This window comes from Actinophytocola sp., assembly GCF_049647105.1.
In the GTDB taxonomy this organism is placed as follows: domain Bacteria; phylum Actinomycetota; class Actinomycetes; order Mycobacteriales; family Pseudonocardiaceae; genus Actinophytocola.
Window position 1 is genome coordinate 63,084 of the sequence record NZ_JBARWZ010000100.1, and the last position, 21,510, is coordinate 84,593.

General features: G+C 69.8%; 25 protein-coding genes. 12 read left to right on the forward strand and 13 right to left on the reverse strand.

Annotation, left to right across the window (positions count from 1 at the left end; translation table 11 throughout):
* Window positions 1-20 precede the first annotated feature (20 nt).
* Both lepB and WBA97_RS12645 read right to left on the reverse strand, forming a co-directional pair.
* On the reverse strand, window positions 21-650 hold the full coding sequence (gene lepB, locus WBA97_RS12640) for a signal peptidase I (protein WP_424230950.1): 630 nt from the start codon (window positions 648-650) through the stop codon (window positions 21-23).
* A 66-nt stretch (window positions 651-716) separates the two neighbouring features.
* Window positions 717-1,214, reverse strand: a complete 498-nt coding sequence (locus tag WBA97_RS12645) for a methylated-DNA--[protein]-cysteine S-methyltransferase (RefSeq protein ID WP_424230951.1) — start codon at window positions 1,212-1,214, stop codon at window positions 717-719.
* A 34-nt stretch (window positions 1,215-1,248) separates the two neighbouring features.
* Here WBA97_RS12645 and WBA97_RS12650 point away from each other — a divergent pair, with 34 nt between their 5' ends.
* Together WBA97_RS12650 and WBA97_RS12655 are read left to right on the forward strand one after the other, a co-directional pair.
* A complete protein-coding gene (locus WBA97_RS12650; protein ID WP_424230952.1) occupies window positions 1,249-1,605 on the forward strand; it encodes an arsenate reductase family protein in 357 nt (118 codons plus the stop codon).
* A 16-nt stretch (window positions 1,606-1,621) separates the two neighbouring features.
* Complete coding sequence (locus WBA97_RS12655) at window positions 1,622-2,221, forward strand: TetR/AcrR family transcriptional regulator (protein WP_424230953.1); 600 nt, start codon at window positions 1,622-1,624, stop codon at window positions 2,219-2,221.
* On the opposite strand, the gene WBA97_RS12660 is transcribed toward WBA97_RS12655, so the two are convergent.
* From WBA97_RS12660 to WBA97_RS12685, 6 genes are all read right to left on the reverse strand, one after another.
* Window positions 2,218-3,318, reverse strand: coding sequence for a Gfo/Idh/MocA family protein (locus WBA97_RS12660; protein WP_424230954.1), 1,101 nt, complete (start codon window positions 3,316-3,318; stop codon window positions 2,218-2,220). The two genes, WBA97_RS12655 and WBA97_RS12660, sit on opposite strands and share 4 nt — an antisense overlap.
* The gene (locus WBA97_RS12665; RefSeq protein ID WP_424230955.1) at window positions 3,318-4,049 is read right to left on the reverse strand and encodes a sugar phosphate isomerase/epimerase family protein; all 732 of its coding nucleotides are present in this window, start codon (window positions 4,047-4,049) and stop codon (window positions 3,318-3,320) included. The genes WBA97_RS12660 and WBA97_RS12665 overlap by 1 nt, the downstream gene beginning before the upstream one ends.
* Before the next feature lie 190 nt (window positions 4,050-4,239).
* A complete protein-coding gene (locus tag WBA97_RS12670; RefSeq protein ID WP_424230956.1) occupies window positions 4,240-4,494 on the reverse strand; it encodes a hypothetical protein in 255 nt (84 codons plus the stop codon).
* Between the two features lie 64 nt (window positions 4,495-4,558).
* Window positions 4,559-4,723: an FxLD family lanthipeptide gene (locus tag WBA97_RS12675; RefSeq protein WP_424230957.1), complete on the reverse strand. Its 165-nt coding sequence runs from the start codon at window positions 4,721-4,723 to the stop codon at window positions 4,559-4,561.
* A 37-nt stretch (window positions 4,724-4,760) separates the two neighbouring features.
* Window positions 4,761-6,005 carry a methyltransferase, FxLD system gene (gene fxlM / locus WBA97_RS12680; RefSeq protein ID WP_424230958.1) on the reverse strand — a complete coding sequence of 415 codons (1,245 nt, stop codon included), beginning with the start codon at window positions 6,003-6,005 and terminating at the stop codon, window positions 4,761-4,763.
* An 85-nt stretch (window positions 6,006-6,090) separates the two neighbouring features.
* Window positions 6,091-6,393 carry a hypothetical protein gene (locus tag WBA97_RS12685; protein ID WP_424230959.1) on the reverse strand — a complete coding sequence of 101 codons (303 nt, stop codon included), beginning with the start codon at window positions 6,391-6,393 and terminating at the stop codon, window positions 6,091-6,093.
* 213 nt (window positions 6,394-6,606) lie between these two features.
* Here WBA97_RS12685 and WBA97_RS12690 point away from each other — a divergent pair, with 213 nt between their 5' ends.
* Window positions 6,607-7,488, forward strand: coding sequence for a helix-turn-helix domain-containing protein (locus WBA97_RS12690; RefSeq protein WP_424230960.1), 882 nt, complete (start codon window positions 6,607-6,609; stop codon window positions 7,486-7,488).
* A 26-nt stretch (window positions 7,489-7,514) separates the two neighbouring features.
* Window positions 7,515-7,721, forward strand: a complete 207-nt coding sequence (locus WBA97_RS12695) for a DUF397 domain-containing protein (protein WP_424230978.1) — start codon at window positions 7,515-7,517, stop codon at window positions 7,719-7,721.
* Between the two features lie 249 nt (window positions 7,722-7,970).
* Here WBA97_RS12695 and WBA97_RS12700 read toward each other — a convergent pair whose 3' ends face one another.
* Window positions 7,971-8,234: a DUF2631 domain-containing protein gene (locus tag WBA97_RS12700; RefSeq protein WP_424230961.1), complete on the reverse strand. Its 264-nt coding sequence runs from the start codon at window positions 8,232-8,234 to the stop codon at window positions 7,971-7,973.
* Between the two features lie 82 nt (window positions 8,235-8,316).
* On the opposite strand from WBA97_RS12700, the gene dxr reads away from it, so the two are divergent.
* Genes dxr through ispG form a run of 3 tightly spaced genes read left to right on the forward strand, consistent with a single transcriptional unit; the run spans window position 8,317 to window position 11,937 of the window.
* Complete coding sequence (gene dxr / locus WBA97_RS12705) at window positions 8,317-9,540, forward strand: 1-deoxy-D-xylulose-5-phosphate reductoisomerase (RefSeq protein WP_424230962.1); 1,224 nt, start codon at window positions 8,317-8,319, stop codon at window positions 9,538-9,540.
* 6 nt (window positions 9,541-9,546) lie between these two features.
* Window positions 9,547-10,770 carry a M50 family metallopeptidase gene (locus tag WBA97_RS12710; protein WP_424230963.1) on the forward strand — a complete coding sequence of 408 codons (1,224 nt, stop codon included), beginning with the start codon at window positions 9,547-9,549 and terminating at the stop codon, window positions 10,768-10,770.
* 9 nt (window positions 10,771-10,779) lie between these two features.
* The gene (gene ispG, locus WBA97_RS12715) at window positions 10,780-11,937 is read left to right on the forward strand and encodes a flavodoxin-dependent (E)-4-hydroxy-3-methylbut-2-enyl-diphosphate synthase (RefSeq protein WP_424230964.1); all 1,158 of its coding nucleotides are present in this window, start codon (window positions 10,780-10,782) and stop codon (window positions 11,935-11,937) included.
* Between the two features lie 26 nt (window positions 11,938-11,963).
* Here the strand turns inward: ispG and WBA97_RS12720 are convergent, their stop codons facing one another.
* Window positions 11,964-12,530, reverse strand: a complete 567-nt coding sequence (locus tag WBA97_RS12720) for a dihydrofolate reductase family protein (protein WP_424230965.1) — start codon at window positions 12,528-12,530, stop codon at window positions 11,964-11,966.
* 92 nt (window positions 12,531-12,622) lie between these two features.
* Between WBA97_RS12720 and WBA97_RS12725 the strand changes: the two genes are divergently transcribed.
* From WBA97_RS12725 to map, 3 genes are read left to right on the forward strand one after another with little or no spacing between them, the layout of a single operon-like run.
* On the forward strand, window positions 12,623-13,477 hold the full coding sequence (locus tag WBA97_RS12725; protein WP_424230966.1) for a GNAT family N-acetyltransferase: 855 nt from the start codon (window positions 12,623-12,625) through the stop codon (window positions 13,475-13,477).
* Between the two features lie 21 nt (window positions 13,478-13,498).
* Window positions 13,499-15,283, forward strand: coding sequence for a penicillin-binding transpeptidase domain-containing protein (locus tag WBA97_RS12730; RefSeq protein WP_424230967.1), 1,785 nt, complete (start codon window positions 13,499-13,501; stop codon window positions 15,281-15,283).
* 9 nt (window positions 15,284-15,292) lie between these two features.
* Entirely contained in the window at window positions 15,293-16,150 is an 858-nt protein-coding gene (gene map, locus WBA97_RS12735) for a type I methionyl aminopeptidase (RefSeq protein WP_424230968.1), read from the forward strand.
* A 24-nt stretch (window positions 16,151-16,174) separates the two neighbouring features.
* On the opposite strand, the gene WBA97_RS12740 is transcribed toward map, so the two are convergent.
* The 3 genes from WBA97_RS12740 to WBA97_RS12750 form a co-directional block, all read right to left on the reverse strand.
* Window positions 16,175-16,876, reverse strand: a complete 702-nt coding sequence (locus WBA97_RS12740; protein WP_424230969.1) for a hypothetical protein — start codon at window positions 16,874-16,876, stop codon at window positions 16,175-16,177.
* 115 nt (window positions 16,877-16,991) lie between these two features.
* Window positions 16,992-18,374 carry a mycothione reductase gene (locus WBA97_RS12745; RefSeq protein ID WP_424230970.1) on the reverse strand — a complete coding sequence of 461 codons (1,383 nt, stop codon included), beginning with the start codon at window positions 18,372-18,374 and terminating at the stop codon, window positions 16,992-16,994.
* A gap of 48 nt (window positions 18,375-18,422) precedes the next feature.
* Window positions 18,423-18,959 carry a YbhB/YbcL family Raf kinase inhibitor-like protein gene (locus tag WBA97_RS12750; protein ID WP_424230971.1) on the reverse strand — a complete coding sequence of 179 codons (537 nt, stop codon included), beginning with the start codon at window positions 18,957-18,959 and terminating at the stop codon, window positions 18,423-18,425.
* Between the two features lie 115 nt (window positions 18,960-19,074).
* On the opposite strand from WBA97_RS12750, the gene WBA97_RS12755 reads away from it, so the two are divergent.
* Complete coding sequence (locus WBA97_RS12755; RefSeq protein ID WP_424230972.1) at window positions 19,075-20,145, forward strand: M48 family metallopeptidase; 1,071 nt, start codon at window positions 19,075-19,077, stop codon at window positions 20,143-20,145.
* A gap of 351 nt (window positions 20,146-20,496) precedes the next feature.
* The coding region (locus tag WBA97_RS12760) for an IS110 family transposase (RefSeq protein WP_424230973.1) at window positions 20,497-21,510 on the forward strand (1,014 nt) is incomplete at its 3' end.

Consider the following 21,510-nt stretch of genomic DNA (forward strand, 5'->3'; position numbering starts at 1 on the left):
CAGACCTGCGGGAGCGACTGCTAGTCGGCGGGAAGGGCCGGGATCGCCGTCCTCCGGTGCAGGCCGACGAGGAGCCAGCCGAGCCCGCCGAGCGCGACGACCGCGCCGCACATCACCCAGATGAGCCACGTGTGGCTGCCGCTGTCGAGGAGCGTGCCGTTGACACCGACGACGCGACCCTCGACGGCGTCGACGGGCACCGCACCGTGCCCATCGTGGTGGGCGAACATGCGGGAGTCCTCGGCGTCGTCACGTGCGTCGCCCGCGAGGAAGACGGTGCCGTCGGGCACGGTCAGTGCGAAGTCGTTCCGGCCGCGGCCGTTGGCGTAGGTCTCGGCTAACGGCTTGCCGTTGAGGGTCAGCTTGCCGTCCCGGTACTCGAGCTCGTCCCCGCCGACACCCATGACACGCAGCACGAGCAGCCCCGGTGACCCGGTCGGCAGCGCAGTCCCGTCGAACGCGACCATGTCACCGCGCCGTGGCGTCGCCCCACTCTCGACGGCAACCAGGTCGCCGTCCTCGAGCGTGGGTGCCATGGCCGCCCCGCTCACCTCGACCTCGACGTGGCTGGGGCGCACCAGCACGATAGCGCCGAGTACAACGACCAGTCCGGCCAGCATCAACGCCGCCGCGAGCACGAGCCTGTTCACTTCCCGGACGGTAGCGGCGAGCGCTTACTAGTCGCTAATAAATCGCTTGACTGCCAGGCTCACTGCTCACCACAGCTGACCCCAGTCCTCCAGATCGAGCAGGAAACGCTTGCGCCGCAAGCCTCCCGCGTATCCGGTGAGCTTCCCGTCCCTGCCGACGACGCGATGGCACGGCACCAGCACGCACAGCGGGTTGCGGCCCACCGCCGCGCCGACATCGCGCGCCTGCGCACCCAGTGTAGTGGCGATGTCGCCGTACGTGGTGGTCTCGCCGAGCGGCACCTTCGCGATCTCCGCCCACACGGCCCGCTGGAAGTCGTCGCCGTCGGCACGCATCGGCACGTCGAACGAGGTGCGTGTACCGGCGAAGTACTCGCCGAGCTGCCGCGCGACCTCGGCGAAGGCGGCGTCGTCGCGGTCACCCTTCTCCGGGTCGGGGCGGCCCCAGTGGTCGGGGAAGTAGAGCCCGGTCACCACTCCGCCGTCGGCGATCACCGTGAGGTCGTCGATCGGGGAGTCCAGGACGGTGTGCGTGATCCTGCCCGTCTCCACGTATACGTTCATGCCCCGTAGACGCCCCGACGGCCGGAGATGTGAGATGGAGATCTGGGTCAACCCCGCCTGTTCGAAGTGCCGGTCCGCGCTGTCCGTGCTGGACGCGGCTGGCGCGGGCTACACCGTGCGCCGTTACCTTGAGGACCCGCCGACGATGGCAGAGCTCACGGCGGTCCTGAAGCGCCTCGGCCTCGAGCCGTGGGACATCACGCGCACGACCGAGCCGGTCGCCAAGGAGCTCGGCCTGAAGACCTGGACCCGCACCCCCGCCGACCGGGCGCGGTGGATCGAGGCGCTTGCGGCCCACCCGAAGCTCATCCAGCGCCCGATCATCACCGCCGACGACGGCACCACGGTGGTCGCCCGCACCGAGGAGGCGGTGCGGTCGGTACTGCCCTGACCGGCATGATGGGCGCGTGCGAGCCGCCGAGGGCGGGGGTTACCCCAAGGGCCGGATCCGCCGGGAGGACATCCTCACGGCGGCCGTCACCGTGTACGGGGAGGCCGGGTACCACGGCTCGTCGCTGCGTGAGGTGGCCAAGCGCGCCGGGATCACGCACGCCGGGCTGCTGTACTACTTCCCGACCAAGGAGGCCCTGCTCGCCGCCGTCCTGGAGCGCCGCGACGCCGACGACGCCAAGCGGGAGCAGCTCGACGCGCCGCCCGGGCTGGATGTGCTGCGGCACTTCGTCGCGCTCGCCGAGCACAACGTCACCCATCCCGGGATCGTCGACCTGTACTCGCGGCTCGCGGCGGAGGCCGTCGCGGCGGACCACCCGGCGCACGACTACTTCGTGCGGCACTACCGGCTCGCCCGCGAGTCCACGTTCGAGTCGTTCCGGGTGCTCGCCGAGCAGGGGGAGCTCCGCGACGGCGTCGACCCCGCCGCCGCGGCGCTCATCTTCGTCGCCCTCATGGACGGGTTGCAGGTGCAGTGGCTCACCGCCCCGGACGACGTCGACCTCGTCGGCGCGTTGCGCCATTACCTGAACAGCGTGCTGGTCAAGCCCCTCTAGAGGGTGGCGGCGTGTGGATCCCAGTCCGCGGGCAGTGCGGGTGGCACCTCGGCCGTGCTCTCCACCGGCACCGGCTCGCCTGCGGCGATCGACTCCTCGATGGCGAGCATCGCGTCGAGCACGTGGTAGGCCAGCTCACCCGAGGCCCGCTCCGGCACCCCGGCGCGGATCGCGCGCGCCAGCTCCAGCGCGCCCGTGCCGCGTGAGGCGTCGTGGCCGACGGCGGGCAGCTCGGTCAGCTCCGTGCTGCCGAGCGTGTGCACCAGCGTCGGCCCGTCGAACCGGTTCGGGTCCGGGACCACCACCGCGCCGAGCGTGCCGGTGACCTCCAGCAGCGTGCGGTGCAGTGCGGAGTCGAAGCTCAGCACCACCTGCGCCGACCCGCCGCGCTCGAAGTCGACCAGCGCGGTGATCGTCGTCGGTACCGTGACCGCGAACTCCGTGCCCGCCCGGGGGCCGGAGCCGATGACCCTGGTCCCGCGGTTGCGGCCACCCGCGCCGGTGACGCGGCGGATCGGGCCGAGCAGCTGCACCAGCTCGGTCAGGTAGTACGGGCCCATGTCGAGCAGCGGCCCGCCACCCGTCTGGAACAGGAACTCCGGCGCCGGGTGCCAGCTTTCCGGGCCCGGCGTCTGGAACATCGCGAGCGCGGTCCTCGGCTCACCGATGCGGCCATCGTCGAGGACGCGGCGTGCGGTCTGCAGGCCTGCGCCGAGCACGGTGTCCGGTGCGCTCGCCATGCGAAGGCCCTGGTCGCGGGCCCGGTCGAGCAGCTTGCGGGCGGACGCGCGGTCGAGCGCGAGGGGTTTCTCGGCCCACACGTGCTTGCCTGCGTCGAGCGCGGCGAGGCCGACCTCCACGTGCGCGACCGGGATCGTGAGGTTCACGACCAGCTCGACGTCGGGGTCGGCCAGCAGCTCGGCCGTCGTGCCGGACTCCGGGACGCCGTGCTTGGCCGCCTGTGCGGCCGCGCGTTCGGTGTCGAGGTCGGCGATCCGCAGCACCCGGAGGTCCGGGAACGACGTGAGGTTCTCGAGGTAGGTGTCGCTGATGACGCCGGCGCCGATGATGCCGACGCCGACGGGTCCGCCGCTCATCACGCGATGCCGGTGACGTAGGTGTGGCTCGCGGCGAGCCCTTCGAAGATGTCGCCCGCGTAGGCGTCGAACTCGATGACGCGCAGGGCCGCAGGCGCGGCGGCGAGCACGTCGCCGACCGGGACGCGGCCCTGCCCGGCGGGCACCTGGCCGGACGCGTCGGTGGCGAGGTCGCCGTCCTTGACGTGCAGCGCAGTGACCCGCTCGCCCAGCGCGGTCAGGAGTGCGGGCACGTCGGCCCCACCCGCGGCGGCCCAGTACGTGTCGACCTCGAGCACCAGCTCCGGGTCGAGCAGGCCGGCGAACACCTCGAACGCGGAACGGTCGCCGAACCTGTTCCGCAGCTCCCACCAGTGGTTGTGATAGCCGACGGTGAGCCCGTGGTCGGCGGCGCGCTTGGCGGCGGCGTTGAGTGCGGTGGCCGTCGCGGCGACGTCGGCCTCGGTGCGCCACTGCTCGTCGGGCACGAACGGGTCGATGACGGTCTGGACGCCGCACGCCGTGGCGGCGGCGAACACCTCGTCCTGGTCGACGCCGATCAGCTTGGCGTGCGCGGTTGGCGCGGTCAGCCCGTGGTCGCCGAGCGCGGAGCGCAGCACGGCCGCGCTCTCGGCCAGCCCGAACGGCTCGACCTGGGTGAACCCGATGCCCGCCAGCCTGGCGAGCGTGCCGCCCGGATCAGCGGCGAACGCCTCACGGACGGAGTACAGCTGTACCGAAACCTTGCTCATGACAGATCTCCCCTGTCTGTGCCCGCGAGTATGGAAGCGCTCTCACAATTATCTACCAGGTGGTAGAAATTGTCGCCAGAAGTTTCCCGCGGACCTGAGGCCAAGCTCTCGCCCACGCCATCCTCCGCAGTATCCGACACCACCCCGAGGCATGAAGAAGGGCGGCCGGGCCCTTGGTCGTCTGCAATGCCTACGGGTCGTCGTCATCAAGGCGGGTCTGGTCGGCGAGATGTCGTTTCAGGTGCGTCTCGCTGCACCTGGCTGACTCCGGAAGATCGTTGCGGAGGTCGTCGGGCATGGTTTCGCGGCGCAGCCCGGATGAGTCGATCGTCTCGGAGAGCGTGCGTCGGCTCGAGTCGGTGATGCTCGCGCGGCATCGAGGATCGCGCAGAACGTCCGACGCGACGTAAGCGTCAACAGCACGCACCGCCTCTTGGACGATCACGTCGGCGGGTGTCTGTCCCGGCGTGGGTGGTCGCCGGGACAGACACCGGACGGACAACCGCGCCCTACGGGCAGGAGTTGCAGGCGCTCTCGCAGGTGCTGCCGCAGTTGTCGTCGGTAAGGCGGATCAGCTCGTCGATCACCGGGCCGGACTCGACGATGCTGATGTCGAGGTCGAACTCGCCGCCAGTGATCGGGGTCGCCGCCCACTGGTCCATCTGGACTGTCACCGATAACTCCTCACTTGTGGTGTGCTTCCGGCGGGCGTCACTCAGTGCTGCCCGCTTCTTCCGCCCGCCCCTCGGGGCCGGGCCAGGACAGGACGACACGGGTGTGTCGCTTGTCCAGGACCAGCCCCGCTGGGAGCTGGTCGTCCGGGGTGCCTGCCGGGTAGGCCGTGAACCGTGCATCCAGGCTGCTGCCGTCCCAGGACCTGATGAGCTGGATGGCGCGGTCGATGAGCGTTCTGGCGTTCGGGCCGTGCCCGTACACGCCGTACTCGCACGTCGAACGGTCCGGGGTGACGCCTCGCAGACCGAGGTAGGCGATGCTGTCCGCGCCCACCACGGCCGGCACGCCCAGCGGCCAGGCGTGGGCGACGACCCCACGTTCCACGGCGGTCTTCTTCGCGTCGATCACGGCGAACTCGGGCAAGTGCAGCGCCCACCACAGGTTCAGACCGTCGAATCGGCCGTCGCCCGCGGCGGTGATCCCGGACCACGCCTCGATCCTCGGCTGGGCCAGTGCTGCACGCAGCCTCTCGACGTCCACCGGGTGGTTGCCGTCGAGCCGGAGCTTGACGTCGTCGCCGTCGAGCTGGAGCAGCCGCTCGTCGGGGGCTCCGACTCCGCGCATCGCCACGAACGTGCTCAGCTCGTACTCCCTGCTGACAAGCCGATCACCGTCGCGGGCGAACACGATGTTGCGGGTCAGCCCTCGCATCCGCAGCGGTACCACCATCAGGCCGTCGCCGGTGAGCTGGTCCCACCAGGCCGGCGGGATGTCCCACGCCCCGGCGGTGACGATCACACGGTCGTAGGGTGCGTGCGCGGGCACGCCCTCCTCGGCGTCGGCGAGCACCGCGTTCACCCGTTCGTAGCCCGCCGCGCGGAGGCAATCACGGGCGCGGTCGACGACGTCCGGGTCGATGTCGACCGTGGTGACTTCGCCGGACGGCCCGACCAGCTCGGCCAATAGCGCCGCGTTGTAGCCGCCCGAGCCGATCTCCAGTACCCGCATCCCTGGCTCGACCTGTGCCTGCTCCAGCATCATCGCCTGGATGTGGGCGGCCGACACCGTGCTCACGGCCACGCCTTGCTCGTCGCGCTTGGTCTCCAGGGTGCTGGTGGCGGTGTAGGCGTCGGTCAACGACTCATTGGGTGCGAAGAGGTGGCGGGGCACCGTGCCGATCGCCATGGCGACCTGGTCGCTGCGCACCGCTCCCATCTCGCGGAGCCGGTCGACCATCGCGGCGCGCAGCGCTTCCGGCGGCGGCACCTCGTGGTCATTCATCTGTCGGGCTGTAGTCATGCAATTACGCTCCCAGTTGGGGTTGCTGGCGGTTGTGCTTCGGCTTTGCGTCAGCCGGGGCTGGTCATCAGTCACCCTCGTCGGCCGTCATTTGGTACGCCAACCGCTCGCAGGCCGCGCAGTGCGGGCGACGCCTCGCCTCGCCAGTGGCGTCGAGCGGCCTGACACACAGCGACCACAGGATCGGTACGCCCCGGAAGTACCAGACTGGACCGGGTGGGTCCGCGACGGCGTGCGGCACGCCCGTGAAGTAGCCCGGCAGCACGCGCACAACCCGTTCACGCGTAGTGAGCGGAGCTTGCGGAGCGAACCATTCGGGACTGACGTCCGTGTAGCCGACCACTCGGCCCTGGTCCAGGCGCTCCGTCATCCCATTCACCCTCTCCCGGGCGGTCTCACCGCTTCGCGGCCGTTGGATTCCGCTTAACAGCGGAATCCAACGGATCTCCTTTGAGAATCTTCCATGTATCTTACGATGGAACTTCCGTCGTAAGGCGTGTCCAAACGGATGAATCTGGTAATTACGCCTTGTCATCACGGGTCGGGCTGCTCTCCCTGGCCCCCGACCTGGAGGATGTACGGCATGTCCGTGGACGACCCGGTCGTAGCTCAGATCCAGCTGGGCATCCTGCTGCGCGAACTGCGCGAAGGCGCAGACCTCACCGCCGATGTCGCGCGCCGTCACATCGAGGTGTCGTCCGCCAGCATGAGCCGTATCGAGAACGGCAAGCAGGCGATCCAGCCCGAGACGGTTACGGTGTTGCTCGACCTCTACGGGGCCAGTGACGCGGACTCCGCCGAAGCGCTGCGGCTTGCGTCGGTGCCCAAACCGCGCGGCCGACGTCGGCGCAGCGCCAGCTACCGCGACGCCGCGCCTAACTGGTTCACCCGCTACCTCGTGCTGGAGGCCGAAGCCAGCGAGATCGCGGTGTATGAGAACGAGCCGATACCCGGCCTGTTCCAGACCGCCGACTACGCGCGGGCCATCCTCCAGGCTGGCGCGCCCTTGGCGGGCGCGCAGGAAGTCGGCAAGCGCGTTGACCTGCGGATGGGTCGCCAGCGCATCCTCACCCGCACCGACCCGCCGCCCGCTCAGGTCGAGGTCATCCTGCACGAGGCGACGCTGCACCGGGTGATCGGCGACGACACGATCATGGCGGCGCAACTGAAACACCTGCTGGACGTCAGTGAGCTACCGAACGTCACCGTCCGGGTTCTCCCGTTCCGCCCCAGGCCGACGCCCAACCACGACGAGTCGTTCATCGCGGGCGCGCGGTTCGTCCTGCTGAAGCTGCCCGACCGAGGCACCATGCTGTACTTGGACGACTTCGGTGGAGCGACATATCCCGAAGACCTCAAGGTCATCCAGGAATACGCCGCCGCCTACCAACGGTTGCGAATCGTCGCGGAAGACCCTGACGCCTCCCGCAAGCTGATCGCTAAGCTGGTCAAGCAGTATCGATGAGTAGGTGAGGAGAGAAGGTGGCTGCGATGGTTCGGGTGGACCCCAGCCAGCTCCGCTGGCGCATCAGCAGCTACTCCGCCAGTAACGGCTCGTGTGTTGAGGTCGCGTTGCTTGCCGACGGCACCGTGATCCGCGACACCAAAGATCGGGACGGCGGCATGCTGACCGTGAACGGGCATGCGTGGGTCAGTTTCCACGCGGCGATCACGGCCGGAAGAGCCCACCAGGAGTAGACAGAGCGGCCCCGACCAACGGATCGGGCGAGCGGCGTCCCCGTCAGTGGTGGCCAGGCGCGATGTCCCGAAAGCGCCTATCAGGGCGTTGAACGTCCCGATAGCGGCTTTCGTGGCACCGCACGGCATCGACAACACAAACCCGCGCCACACGCTGGAACCGCCCCTTGACCATCCCAGAGACTCTGGCGAGGAGCCGCCGGAGGCAAACCGCAACCGGTGGATTCAGGCTCAACGCCCCGAAAGGGGTCAGCGCTGCCAGGCGGTGCGCTGCCGCACGCGGGACCAGATCAGGGCGATCGCGAGGAACGCGCCGATGCCCAGCAGCCACAGGCGCTCGGTCTCGGCGACGTGGTTGCCGATGAAGGCCATCGCGAACATCGAGATCGTGGTGATCCAGCCCGCGATCTCACGGCCACGGGGGAACCGGCCGTGCCAGCCCCACTCGGCGGAGGGCTCTTCGTGCGGGTCGACCTCGTTCTTCGGCCGCTTCACCAGCTGTGAGCCTGCCACGTCCCCTCCTCAGCGTTCGTCCGTGCGCGCGCTCATGTTCCCACAACGCCCCGGACCGGCGTGTTCGAGGGCATCGGGGACAATGAGTGTGATGAACGAACGCACCGTGCTCGTACTGGGCTCCACGGGCTCGGTCGGCGTCCAGGCCCTGGACGTCGTCGCGGCCGCTCCCGGCAGGTTCGACGTCGTCGGCGTCGCGGCCGGTGGCGCGGATCCGGCCGCGCTGGCCGCCCAGGCACTCACCCACCGGGTCCGCACCGTCGCCGTGTCCAAGGCGACCGCCGCTGAGGACGTGCAGCTCGCGATCTACGCCGAGGCACAGAAGCGCGGCTACGACCGGGGCGAGTTCGAGATGCCGCGCATCCTCGCGGGCCCGGACGCGGTCACCGACCTGATCGCGAGCACGCCCGCCGACATCGTCCTCAACGCCATCACCGGCTCCCGGGGCCTCGCGCCGACGCTCAGCGCCCTCGGCACGGGCGCCACGCTCGCGCTCGCGAACAAGGAGTCGCTGATCGCGGGCGGTCCGCTGGTGCTGAAGGCCGCCAAGCCGGGGCAGATCGTGCCGGTCGACTCGGAGCACTCGGCCATCGCGCAGTGCCTGCGCGGCGGTGAGTCGCACGAGGTGGCGCGGCTGGTGCTGACCGCGTCGGGCGGCCCGTTCCGCGGCAGGCGGCGCGCGGACCTCGCCGAGGTCGGGGTCACCGACGCCATGGCGCACCCGACCTGGGCCATGGGGCCGGTCATCACGATCAACTCGGCCACGCTCGTCAACAAGGGCCTCGAGCTGATCGAGGCGCATCTGCTGTTCGGCGTCCCGTACGACCGCATCGACGTGGTCGTCCACCCGCAGTCGATGATCCACTCGATGGTGACCTTCACCGACGGCTCCACGCTCGCGCAGGCCAGCCCGCCGGACATGCGGCTGCCCATCGCGCTGGCGCTGGGCTGGCCTGCGCGGGTGCCGGACGCGACAAGGCCGGTGACGTTCGCCGAGCCGACCGCGTGGACGTTCGAGCCGCTCGACGACGAGACGTTCCCCGCCGTGCGGCTCGCCCGCCAGGCAGGCACGGCAGGCGGTTGCCTGCCCGCGGTCTACAACGCCGCGAACGAGGAAGCCGTCGCGGCCTTCGTGGAAGAACACACGGCCTTCACCGCGATTGTGGACACTGTCGAGCACGTCCTCGACGACGCGCACGACTGGCACCGTGAGCCGGGCAGCGTCGACGAGGTGCTCGCGGCTGAGGACTGGGCCCGCGCCCGCGCCCGTGAGCTGCTGGCTCGCGGCGGGGTAGGAAAGGACTGACGGAACTTGCTCACATGGCTCTTTGGGGTCGTGCTGTTCGCACTCGGGATCTGCGCGTCGGTGGCGCTGCACGAGGCCGGGCACATGTGGGCCGCCAAGGCCTTCGGCATGAAGGTGCGGCGGTACTTCATCGGCTTCGGACCGAAGATCTGGTCCTTCCGGCGCGGCGAGACCGAGTACGGCCTGAAGGCGATCCCGGCAGGCGGCTTCTGCGACATCGCCGGGATGACCGCACTCGACGAGGTCACCCCGGAAGAGGCGCCGCGTGCGATGTGGCGCTACCCGACGTGGAAGCGCTTCGTCGTGATGGTCGCCGGGTCCGTGACGCACTTCATCCTCGGCTTCATCATCCTGTACCTCCTGGCCGTGTCCATGGGCCTGCCGAACGTGGCGGGCACCCCGGTCATCAGCGGCACCGACTGCGCAGCGGCCACCCAGGACCCGAAGACGTTCGACTACGCGGAGTGCGGCCCCGGCGACCCGGCCCCCGCGCGTGACGCCGGGCTGCGCGAGGGCGACGAGATCGTCAGCATCGACGGCAAGGCCACCCCGACCTGGACGGACGTGGTCGCGCGGGTGCAGAAGCTGTCCGGCGAACACGACTTCGTGGTCGTCCGCGACGGCGTCGAGCGCACGATCACCATCGACATCCCGACCGTGAAGCGCGTCGCGCCGGACTCGACCGTCGGCGCCGACGACAACAAGCTCGTCGAGGTCGGTGCGATCGGCGTCACCAGCACCCCGATCTACCACTACACGGCGGCCTCGGCGGTCGGCGGCTCGGTCGAGTTCACCGGCGAGATGTTCGTCCGCGTGTGGCAGGGCCTGCTGGCGTTCCCGGAGAAGATCCCGAAGGTCATCGAGGCCATCGGCGGCGGCGAGCGTGACCCCGACACCCCGGTCAGCGTCGTCGGCGCCAGCATCATCGGCGGCGACGCGGTCGAGGCGGGCGTGTGGGAGCTGTTCCTGCTGCTCCTGGCCACGCTGAACTTCTTCGTCGGCGTGTTCAACCTGCTCCCGCTGCTGCCGCTGGACGGCGGTCACATCGCGGTGCTGTTCTACGAGCGGATCCGCGACTGGCTGCGCAAACTCCGTGGCAAGCCGGCGGGCGGACCGGTCGACTACACCAAGTTGTCGGCGGTGACGATGGTGTTCATCGTCATCGGCGGCGCCGTCATGTTGCTGACCATCACAGCGGACATCGTGAACCCGATTCGAATAGGCCAGTAGGCTGAACCCATGACCGAAGGCATCATGCTGGGCATGCCGGCCACCCCGCCGCCGGTACTGGCGGAACGGCGTAAGACTCGGCAGTTGATGGTCGGCAAGGTCGGCGTCGGCAGTGAGTTCCCGGTTTCCGTGCAGTCGATGACCACGACCCTGACCGCGGACGTGAACGCGACGTTGCAGCAGATCGCGGAGCTGACCGCGGCGGGCTGTGACATCGTGCGGGTGGCGTGCCCGTCGCAGGACGACGCGGACGCGCTGCCCGCGATCGCCGCGAAGTCGCAGATCCCGGTCATCGCCGACATCCACTTCCAGCCGAGGTACGTGTTCGCGGCGATCGAGGCAGGCTGCGCCGCGGTGCGGGTGAACCCGGGCAACATCAAGAAGTTCGACGACAAGGTTCGTGAGATCGCGGCCGCCGCTCGTGACCACGGGACGCCGATCCGGATCGGGGTCAACGCCGGTTCGCTGGACCCACGGCTGCTCAAGAAGTACGGCAAGGCGACTCCGGAGGCGCTGGCGGAGTCGGCGTTGTGGGAGGCGTCGCTGTTCGCCGAGCACGACTTCCACGACCTGAAGATCTCGGTGAAGCACAACGACCCGGTGGTCATGGTGCGTGCGTACGAGATCCTGGCCGAGCAGTGCGACTACCCGCTGCACCTCGGCGTGACCGAGGCCGGCCCGGCGTTCCAGGGCACGATCAAGTCGGCGGTGGCGTTCGGTGCGCTGCTGCGGCAGGGGATCGGTGACACGATCCGGGTGTCGCTGTCCGCGCCGCCTGTCGAGGAGGTCAAGGTCGGCGCGCAGATCCTGCAGTCGCTGAACCTGCGGCCGCGCAAGCTGGAGATCGTGTCGTGCCCGTCCTGCGGGCGGGCGCAGGTGGATGTGTACAAGCTGGCCGACGAGGTCACCGCGGGCCTGGAGGGCATGGAGGTGCCGCTGCGGGTCGCCGTGATGGGGTGCGTGGTGAACGGGCCCGGGGAGGCTCGTGAGGCCGATCTCGGTGTCGCGTCCGGCAATGGCAAGGGGCAGATCTTCGTGAAGGGGCAGGTCATCAAGACCGTGCCCGAGCACCAGATCGTGGAGACCCTCATCGAGGAAGCCATGCGCATCGCCGAGGAGGCAGGGGAGACCGAGGAAACGGGCGCCCCGACGGTCACCGTCTCCTGAACCGCTGCCGTGGGCGGTATGTCCGATCAGTCGCGCTGTGCCTCGTACCGCAGGAGGACCGCACCGCTCGGGAAGGTGCGGTTCTCCACCAGCCGCAGCGGGATCCGGTTCGGCAGCGCGGGGAAGTACGGCGTGCCGCCGCCTACGGCGGTCGGTGACAACGCGATCCGGTACTCGTCCACCAGGCCAGCCCGCACGAGCGGCGCGGCGAGGGTCGCGCCGCCCACCTCCAGCACCCCGTCGGTCTCCGCCTTCAGCCTGGTCACGACCTCGACGACGGCACCGCGTTCCAGGCGGGAGTTCCAGTCGACCGACGCCAGGCTCTGCGAGAACACGACCTTGGGCATGTCGCGCCAGATGCGGGCGAAGTCGGTGATCAGCGGGGTGGCGTCCGGGTCCTCGTCGGCGGTCGGCCAGTACGCGGACATCAGTTCGTAGAGGCGGCGGCCGTAGCACGACAGTGCGATCTCCCTGGCCGCGTCGTTCCAGTACTGGTGCAGTTCTTCGTCCGGGGCGGACCAGTCGATGTCGCCCCGCGCGTCGGCGGTGTAGCCATCCACCGATACACCCATGCCATACGTGAGTTTGCCCATGGTGGTCAGACTGCCCCCGCGCGCGAAACTCATCGCGGCGCCACACCGCCCTCGACTGTCTTGGCGGTCGTTCATCTGGCACGCTGGTACCTGTGTTGCGGCTTGCAGGTGCACGGCAGTTGGACGAGCGAGATCGGCTGGCCGTGCGCGCGATGCTCATGGCGGATCCGGTCGCGTCCTGCATGGTTGCGTCCCGAATCGAGAACCTCGGCATGGATTCGTGGCGGCTGGGCGGTGAGCTGTGGGGCTGCGAGCCACGCGGGTTCCGCGGTGGCCGCCTCGACTCGCTGTGCTTCGCGGGCTCGAACCTGATCCCCTTGCAGGGCAACCGGTCGGCGCTGCGTGCGTTCGCCGACCGGGCGATGCGCAGGCGGCGCATGTGCTCGTCGGTCGTCGGCCCGGCCGAACAGGTCATGGGGCTGTGGCAGGAGCTGGAACTGGACTGGGGCCCGGCCCGCGAGGTGCGGGACGACCAGCCGCTGATGTCGACCGGCAAGGTGTCGGCCATCCCGCCGGACCCGCTGGTGCGGCCCGTCCGCCCCGACGAGCTGGATCGCTACCTGCCCGCCGCGATCGACATGTTCATCGAGGAGGTCGGCGTGGACCCCCGCGCCGGTGACGGCGGCGCTGGCTACCGCGCCAGGGTCGCCGAGCTGATCGGCGCCGGCCGGGCGTTCGCCCGGTTCGAGGGCGGCGACGTGGTGTTCAAGGCGGAGATCGGCGCGCTGTCGTCGGCGGTCGGGCAGATCCAGGGCGTGTGGGTGCGCCCGGACCGGCGCGGCCACGGCCTCGGCTCGACCGGCACGGCGGCCGTCGTGGACCGGCTCGTGCGCGGGCTCGGGCGCACCGCCAGCCTCTACGTGAACGCCTACAACGTGGCCGCGCAGTCGGCGTACAAACGGATCGGCTTCACCAGGGTGGGCCAGTACGCCACCGTCCTGTTCTGATCTTCCGGCATACTCGCCGACGTGCGCGTCACCCGTCTAGCGGCCGTTCTCGTCCTCGTCACCCCGCTCATCGGTTGTGCCATGTCGGGTCCGGAGCCCGCCGACACCGCGAACGCCTTCCTCGACGCGTTCGCCAAGGGCGACCTCGCCGCGGCGGCCATGGAGACCGACTCGCCGGACTCCGCGAAGGACCAGATGGCCTCGGTGCGCGAGGCCCTTGAGCCCAAGACGGTGAGGACGAAGGTCGAGGAGGTCAACCGGGCCGACGGCGCCTCGACCGCGAACGTCTCCTACTCGGTCACCTGGGACCTCGGCGGCGGCAGGACGTGGACCTACGACAGCCACCTCGAGCTGCGTGAGTCGGACGAGAAGTGGCAGGTCCACTGGAGCCCGACGGTCATCCACCCCAAGCTCGCGCAGCAGCAGGCGATCGCCATGCAGGGGCAGCAGCCGGAGCTGGCGCCGATGCTGGACCGCGACGGCATCCTCGTGCTCGCACCCAGCCGGGTGGTCTCCGTGCTGCTGGAGAAGGAGAAGGCCGGGAACGTGGCGGCCGTCGCCGGTGCGCTCGCGACGGCGCTGACCGGATTCGACGCGACGATCACGCAGGCGTCGATCCTCGATGGCGTGAACAAGACACCCGCCGGGCAGCCCTACCAGGTGGTCGCACTGCGACAGACCGACTACGACCTGGTGAAGCCCGCCATCTACGACCTGCCCGGCGTGCGGTTCACGTCCGCGCCTCGGCTGCTCCCGAACGACAAGGCGTTCGCGCCGACGCTGCTGCCCGGCATCCGCGAGGTCGTCGAGGCCGACCTGACCGGCAAGGCGGGCTGGCGGGTGATCACCACCGACCCGACCGGCGCGGAGGCCGAGGAGCTGCACGCGAAGGCGGCCGAGCCTGCGAAGGCGGCCACCACCACGCTGAGCGTCGGGATGCAGAACGCGGCGCAGGCGGCGGTGAACGCGGAGCCGACGGCGTCGATGATCGTCGCGATGCAGCCCTCGACGGGGGAGGTGCTGGCGGTCGCACAGAACGCGCCCGCCGACAAGCAGGGCCCGATCGCCCTGATGGGCCGCTACCCGCCGGGCTCGACGTTCAAGATCGCCACGGCGGCCGCGGCGCTGGCCGGGGGCAAGGTCACCGGCGCGACCCCGGTCGCCTGCCCGCCGACGATCACCATCGATGGCCGGGAGATCCCGAACTCCGGCAGGTTCGACAAGGGCACTGTCCCGTTGTCGAGTGCGTTCGCGTTCTCGTGCAACACGACGTTCGCGCAGCTCGCGACGCAGATGGGCCCGTCGGAGCTGACCGAGACCGCCAGGCGGTTCGGCCTTGGTGTGGACTTCGTCATGCCCGGCGCGACCACGGTGACCGGCTCGGTGCCACCGGCGTCGAACGTGGTGGAGCGCGCGGAGGACGGGTTCGGGCAGGGCAAGGTGGTGGCGAGCCCGTTCGGGATGGCGCTGCTGGCGTCGACGGTCGCGACCGGGACGATGCCGACGCCGACGCTGCTGCGCGGCGCCACGACGGAGGCGGACACGCAGGTCGAGCCGGTGTCACCGCAGGTACTGGACGGGGTGCGGGGGATGATGCGGGAGATGGTCCGGATCACCCCCGCGCTGGCGGCGTTCCCCGGCCTGGCAGGCAAGACCGGCACGGCCCAGTTCGGCGACGGGACGCACTCGCACGGCTGGTTCGTCGGGTACCGCGGCGATCTGGCGTTCGCGGTGCTGCTCACGGGCGCGGAGGTGTCGAGCAAGGCGGTGGCAGCCGCGGCCCGGTTCCTGTCGGGCCTGTCTTAGGGTGGGTGCATGCCCGTTCGCGCGCCACTGAAGCCCGGTGTCCAGTCACCGCGTCGCCAGGTCCCGTCGTCCATCCCGCGGCCGGAGTACGTCGACAAGCCGGCGCCCGCGCGGAACACCGACCCGTGGGTGCAGACCGACGAGACGATCGAGGCCATGCGGGTCGCTGGCCGGATCGCGGCGCAGGCCCTGCAGGAGGGCGGCAAGGCCGTCAAGCCCGGCGCGATGACCGACGACATCGACGCGGTGGTGCACGAGTTCCTGCTCGACCACCACGCGTACCCGTCGACGCTGGGTTACCGCCACTTCCCGAAGTCGTGCTGCACGTCGCTCAACGAGGTGATCTGCCACGGCATCCCGGACACCACCCGCGTCGAGGACGGCGACATCGTCAACATCGACGTGACGGCGTTCATCGGCGGCGTGCACGGCGACACCAACGCGACCTTCCTCGCCGGTGACGTCGACGAGGAGGCGCGCCTGCTGGTGGAGCGCACCCACGAGGCGACCATGCGGGCGATCAAGGCGGTCAAACCAGGGCGCGCGCTGAACGTGATCGGCCGCGTGATCGAGGCGTACGCCAAGCGGTTCGACTACGGGGTGGTCAGGGACTTCACCGGCCACGGCATCGCCAGGTCCTTCCACAGCGGCCTGGTGATCCTGCACTACGAGGAGCCGAAGGTCGACACGGTCATCGAGAAGGGCATGACCTTCACCATCGAGCCGATGATCACCCTGGGCGGCATCGACTACGACATCTGGTCCGACGGCTGGACCGTCACCACGAAGGACAAGAGCTGGACCGCCCAGTTCGAGCACACGCTGGTGGTCACCGACGACGGCGCGGAGATCCTGACCCAGCCCTGACCCCGCGTGGGCGGACTCGCGGGGTTACAGCAGGTCGGTCAGTACTTCGAGGATGGCGTGCGCCACCGGGCCGGGGTCGGTCGCGGGCGCGAGGTGGTGCGTCCCCAGACGGCGGACCGGCCAGCCCTGTGCCTCCGCCTTCTCGACCTCCGCGTCGTACGCCGCCGACAACAGCACGTAGCCCGCGGGTCCATCCCACTCGACCTCCGGACGCTCCTCCTTGAGGAACGCGATCGGCACCTCGGGCGCCTCGTCGGCGATCTCGGCCCGCAACGAGGGATCCGAGACCAGCTCCTCCAGCGGATCCGGCTGGAACCACCGCTGCCACCTGGGCAGCTGCCCCTCCCGCGACATGGCCCGCAGCTCCGTGTACATCGACGCGGGCACCGTCTCCCGCCACGAACGCCCGGGCGTCGGCAGCCCCGCGTCCACGAACACCAGCCCCGCCACGCCCTCCTCCAGCGAGTCCGCGAACGCGGGCAGCAGTGGCCCGGCCCCGCTGTGCCCGATCAGCACGACCGGTCCGTCGAGCAGCTCCTCGCTCATGGCGTCGGCGAACGCGCCCAGCAGCATCTGGTGCACCGGCGGCGCCACCACGGACGGACGCAGGTCCAGCAGTACCGCCGGGTGACCCAGCGACGCGAGCGCGTCGGCCAGCGGACGTAGGCTCGCCGGGCCGAGGAACGGGCTGTGCACCAGGACTGCGGTGACCGGGGTGGCGGGCATGCCGCGATGATGGCAGGTGCGCGGAAGGATGGGCATGCGGGGAGCACTGCTGGTCGCCGGATCTACCGGTGGCTCGTCCGGCAGGGGGTGCGGCCCGACAGACCATTGAGGACAGTCAGAGGGCATCCGAGGTAGTGTCCAGTGGCAGGTTCAGCAGTGCGTTCTCCACCAGCTCCGGCATCGCCGGGTGGATCCAGTACTGGCCACGGGCCATGGTGTGGGCGTCCAGGCCGAAGCTCATCGCCTGGATCAGTGGCTGGATCACCGTCGCCGCCTGCGGGCCGATGATGTGCGCGCCCAGTAGCTGACCGGAGGCCGGGTCGGCGATCAGCTTCGCGAACCCGGTGGTGTCCTCCATCGCCCAGCCGTACGCGATGCCCGCGTAGTCCTGCTTCGCGGTGACGTACCTCAGGCCCTTCGCACGGGCCTCCTCCTCGGTGATCCCCACCGACGCCACCGGCGGCGAGGTGAACACCGCGTGCGGCACGAAACGGTGGTCGGCCTCGATCGGCGCCGCCGGGTTCAGCAGGTTGTGCCGCACGACGCGGGCCTCGTGGTTCGCGACGTGCTTCAGCTCCCACGGCGAGCTGATGTCGCCGAGTGCCCACACGCCGGCCGCGGTCGTGCGCTGGAACTCGTCCACCACCACGTGCCCAGACGGTGCCACCTCGATGCCCGCGGCCGGCAGGTTCAGCAGGTCCGAGTTGGGGGTCCGGCCGATCGCGACCAGCACGACGTCGGTCGACACCGAGTCGCCGTCCAGGTCGAGCCGGATGCCGTCCGCGTCGCGCGACGCGCGCAGCACCTTCCGGTTCAGCCGGACATCCCACTTCTTCGCGGCCATTTCCGTGAACCGGGCACTGATGTCGTTGTCCTCGTGCCGAAGCAGCGCACCCGACCGGGCGATGACGGTCACCTCGACGCCGAACGACGAGAACACGTGCGCGAACTCCGCGGACACGAACCCGCTGCCGATGATCGTCAGGCGTCGCGGCAGCTTTTCGAGCCGCATGACCGTGTCGCTGGTGTGGTAGCCGATGTCGTCCAGGCCCGGCACGTCCGGCAGCACCGCCCGGGTGCCCGCGGCGAGCACGATCCGGTCCGCGGTGACGGTCTCGCCGTCCACGTCCAGCGTGCGCGGGCCGGTGAACCGCGCCGTGCCCTCGTAGAGGGTCACGTTCCTGTTGTCCGGGTGGTTGGCCCGGTAGTCCCGGCCACCCGAGGCGATCGGGTCGATCCGGCCGAAGATCCGGTCCCGGATGTCGGCCCAGCGGACGCCGTCGAGCGTGGCGTCGACGCCGAGCCGTCCCGCGGCGGCCGGCATGGCGGCCAGGTCCGCAGGGTGCACGAACATCTTGGTCGGGATGCAGCCCACGTTGAGGCAGGTGCCGCCGAACACACCCTTCTCGATGATCGCGACGCGCTGGTCGGCGAACCGATCGTCGAGGATGGAGTTGCCGGAGCCGGTGCCGATGATGACCAGGTCGAAGTTCGTCACATGGTCATTCAACCCGCACCGGTCCCGGCGGATTCCATGAAGGTCGGGTCAGTGCTGGTAGGTGGGGGTGACGATGGCTCGCGCCAGCGTGTGGAACGCCAGGTTGAAGCTCACGACCGCGGCGGAGGCGTTCTCGTCGACGTCCAGTTTCTCCACATCGACCGCGTGCACCACGAAGTAGTACCGGTGCGGCATGTCGCCCTGGGGCGGCGCGGAACCGCCGTAGTCGCGGGAGGAGAAGTCGTTGCGCACGTGGAACGCGTCGCCGGGCAGGCTCGCGTCGTCGGCGCCAGCGCCAGGGGCCAGCTCGGTGGTGGCGGCGGGGATGTTCACCGCGATCCAGTGCCAGAAACCGCCGGGCACCGGCGCGTCCGGGTCGAAGCACGTCACCACGTAGCTCTTCGTGCCGTCCGGCGCGCCCTCCCACGACAGCCGGGGCGAGGTGTTCTGCCCACCCGCGCTGTCGTGCACTGCGCTCGTCGGCAACTGCTGACCGTCGGTCACGTCCGTGGACGTCACCGTGAACGAACCGGTCGCGGGCAGCAGCGAGTACGGGTCCGGAGCGGTGGGACGCTCGAGGCTCATCGGTTCTCCGTTCGATGATCACGTCGGGGGCGCGTCCACCCTAGCCCCGCGCGAACCGACTCGCTGCTCACGTCGTGAGGCCTATGGTGGCGGCAGTACTGAGGGGAGACGCAAGGTGACCGAGAACAACGACATACAGCCAGGACCATCGACGCGGGTGCGCTTCAGGGGGATCAGCCCGAGGGCCTACGAGCATCCCGCCGACCGAGGCGCCATGGCGACACTGCGTGCCGTGCCGGGGGTCGCATCGGTGCTGAAGGCCGTCGCGGGCATGTGGAACGAGCGCGCCGAGCGCCTTTACGCGGTCGCGTCGGCGATCCGGGTGGGGGAGAAGCAGTACCCGAGGCTCAACGCCCTGCGGCTCGACTGCGCGGAGACGCTCGACCTGGACACCACCCCCGACCTGTTCGTCACGCGGCACCCGGTCGCCAACGCGTACGCGATCGGCATCGACAAGCCGTTCATCGTGGTCACGACCGGGCTCGTCGAGGCGCTGGACCTCGAGAGCATGCGCGTGGTCATCGGACACGAGACCGGGCACGTGCTCTCCGGCCACAACGTGCTGCGGACGCTGCTCATGCGGCTGCTGCGGCTGCAGGCCACCGTGCAGTGGGTGCCGATCGGCGCGCTCGGTCTGCGTGCGGTGATCGCGGCGCTGATGGAGTGGTATCGCAAGGCCGAGCTGACCGCCGACCGCGCGGGCCTGCTCTGCTCGCAGGACCCGGCCGCCGCGCTGCGCCAGCACGTCTACATGGCGGGCGGCACGTCGATGTCCGACATCGACATCCCCGAGTTCATGCAGCAGGCCAAGGAGTACGAAGAGGTCGACGACATCCGCGACAGCATCCTGAAGCTGATGACCGTCGAGAACATGAGCCACCCGTTCGCCGTCGTGCGTGCCGCGCAGCTGCAGCGCTGGGCCGCGTCCGAGGAGTACCGGGCGATCCTCGCGGGCGACTACCTGCGCCGCGCCGACGACCAGCCGTCCTCGTCGATGATGGACGACATCAAGTCGGCAGGCCGGTCCTACAAGGAGTCGTGGTCGAACTCCTCCGACCCGCTCACCAAGGTGCTGAGCGACGTCGGCGAGGCCGTGTCGGGCGCCGCGGGCAAGGTGTGGGGCAGGTTCGGCGGCGGCCAGGACGACCAGGGCGACAACGAGCCGAACGGCTCGGCGGACAAATGACCTGACGACGAGAAGGCTCGCCGGGCTCGGGGCATGGTCGGTGCCACGAAAGCCGCTTCTGGGACGTTCAACGCCCTGAAAGACGCAGTGATGATGATGTGTGTGGATGGAGACCCGTGGAGGGTCTGACTCGGAAAGATGCTGACGCCTGTTGCTGATGTTGGTGGTGGGTTGTCTTGTGAAAGATCTGTCGGCTCTTCGTGTGGGTCTCTGTTCGTGCACGTCACCAGGCCAGGGGGTGTGACTTGATAGGAGCCTGTGTCATCAGGACACCCGTCACTGTGTTGTCCACCCCCGGCCTGGTGCGTGCCACCCCGATCCGATCAGCGACATGGGATGGCAGAGACCAGGATGACCGATCAGCGCACCGTCGTCGACACGATCCGGGTGACCGGTGGGGTCGATACCCATAAAGACACCCATACCGCCGCCGCGGTGGATGGTGTGGGCCGGGTGCTGGGCACCCGCACGTTTCCCGTTACCTCCGCCGGTTACGCGGCGTTGTTCGCCTGGCTGGCCGGGTGGGGCACGGTCACCGTGGTCGGTGTCGAGGGCACCAGCTCCTACGGCGCCGGCCTGGCTCGTTACCTGGCAGCCGAGGGTGTCCCGGTGGTGGAGGTCAACCAGCCCGACCGGCATACCCGCCGCCGCAAGGGAAAGACCGACACCCAGGACGCGATCAACGCCGCCCACGCCGTGCTGTCGGGCCGGGCCGAGGCCACACCCAAAGCCGGGACCGGTCCCGCCGCGGCCATCACCGCCCTACGCGCCGTGCTCACCAGCGCGGTCAAATCCCGCACCGCCGCCCTCAACCAGCTCGACAGCCTGCTCGTCACCGCACCCGCGGCCCTCCGCGAATCCCTGACCGGCCTGACCAGCAAAACCCTGATCACCACCTGCGCCCGGTTCCGCCCCGGCACCGACCACACCAACCCCACCACCGCCACCAAAACCGCACTACAACGCCTGGCCCGCCGCATCCAACACCTCACCACCGAGATCAACGACGCCAAAACCGACCTGAAAACCCTGACCAACCACGTCCTGCCCACCACCACCGCCGTGTTCGGCGTCGGCCCCGACACCGCCGCCCAACTCCTCACCACCACCGGAGACAACCCAGACCGGATCGACACCGAAGCACGCTTCGCGCACCTCTGCGGCACCGCCCCCATCAACGCCAGCAGCGGCCGCAACGACCGCCACCGCCTCAACCGAGGCGGAGACCGCCACGCCAACGCCGCCCTCTACCGAATAGTCATCGTCCGCCTACGCCACTGCCCCCGCACCCGCGCCTACCTCGAACGCCGCACCGCCGAAGGCCTCCCCAAACGCCACATCATCCGCTGCCTCAAACGCTACGTC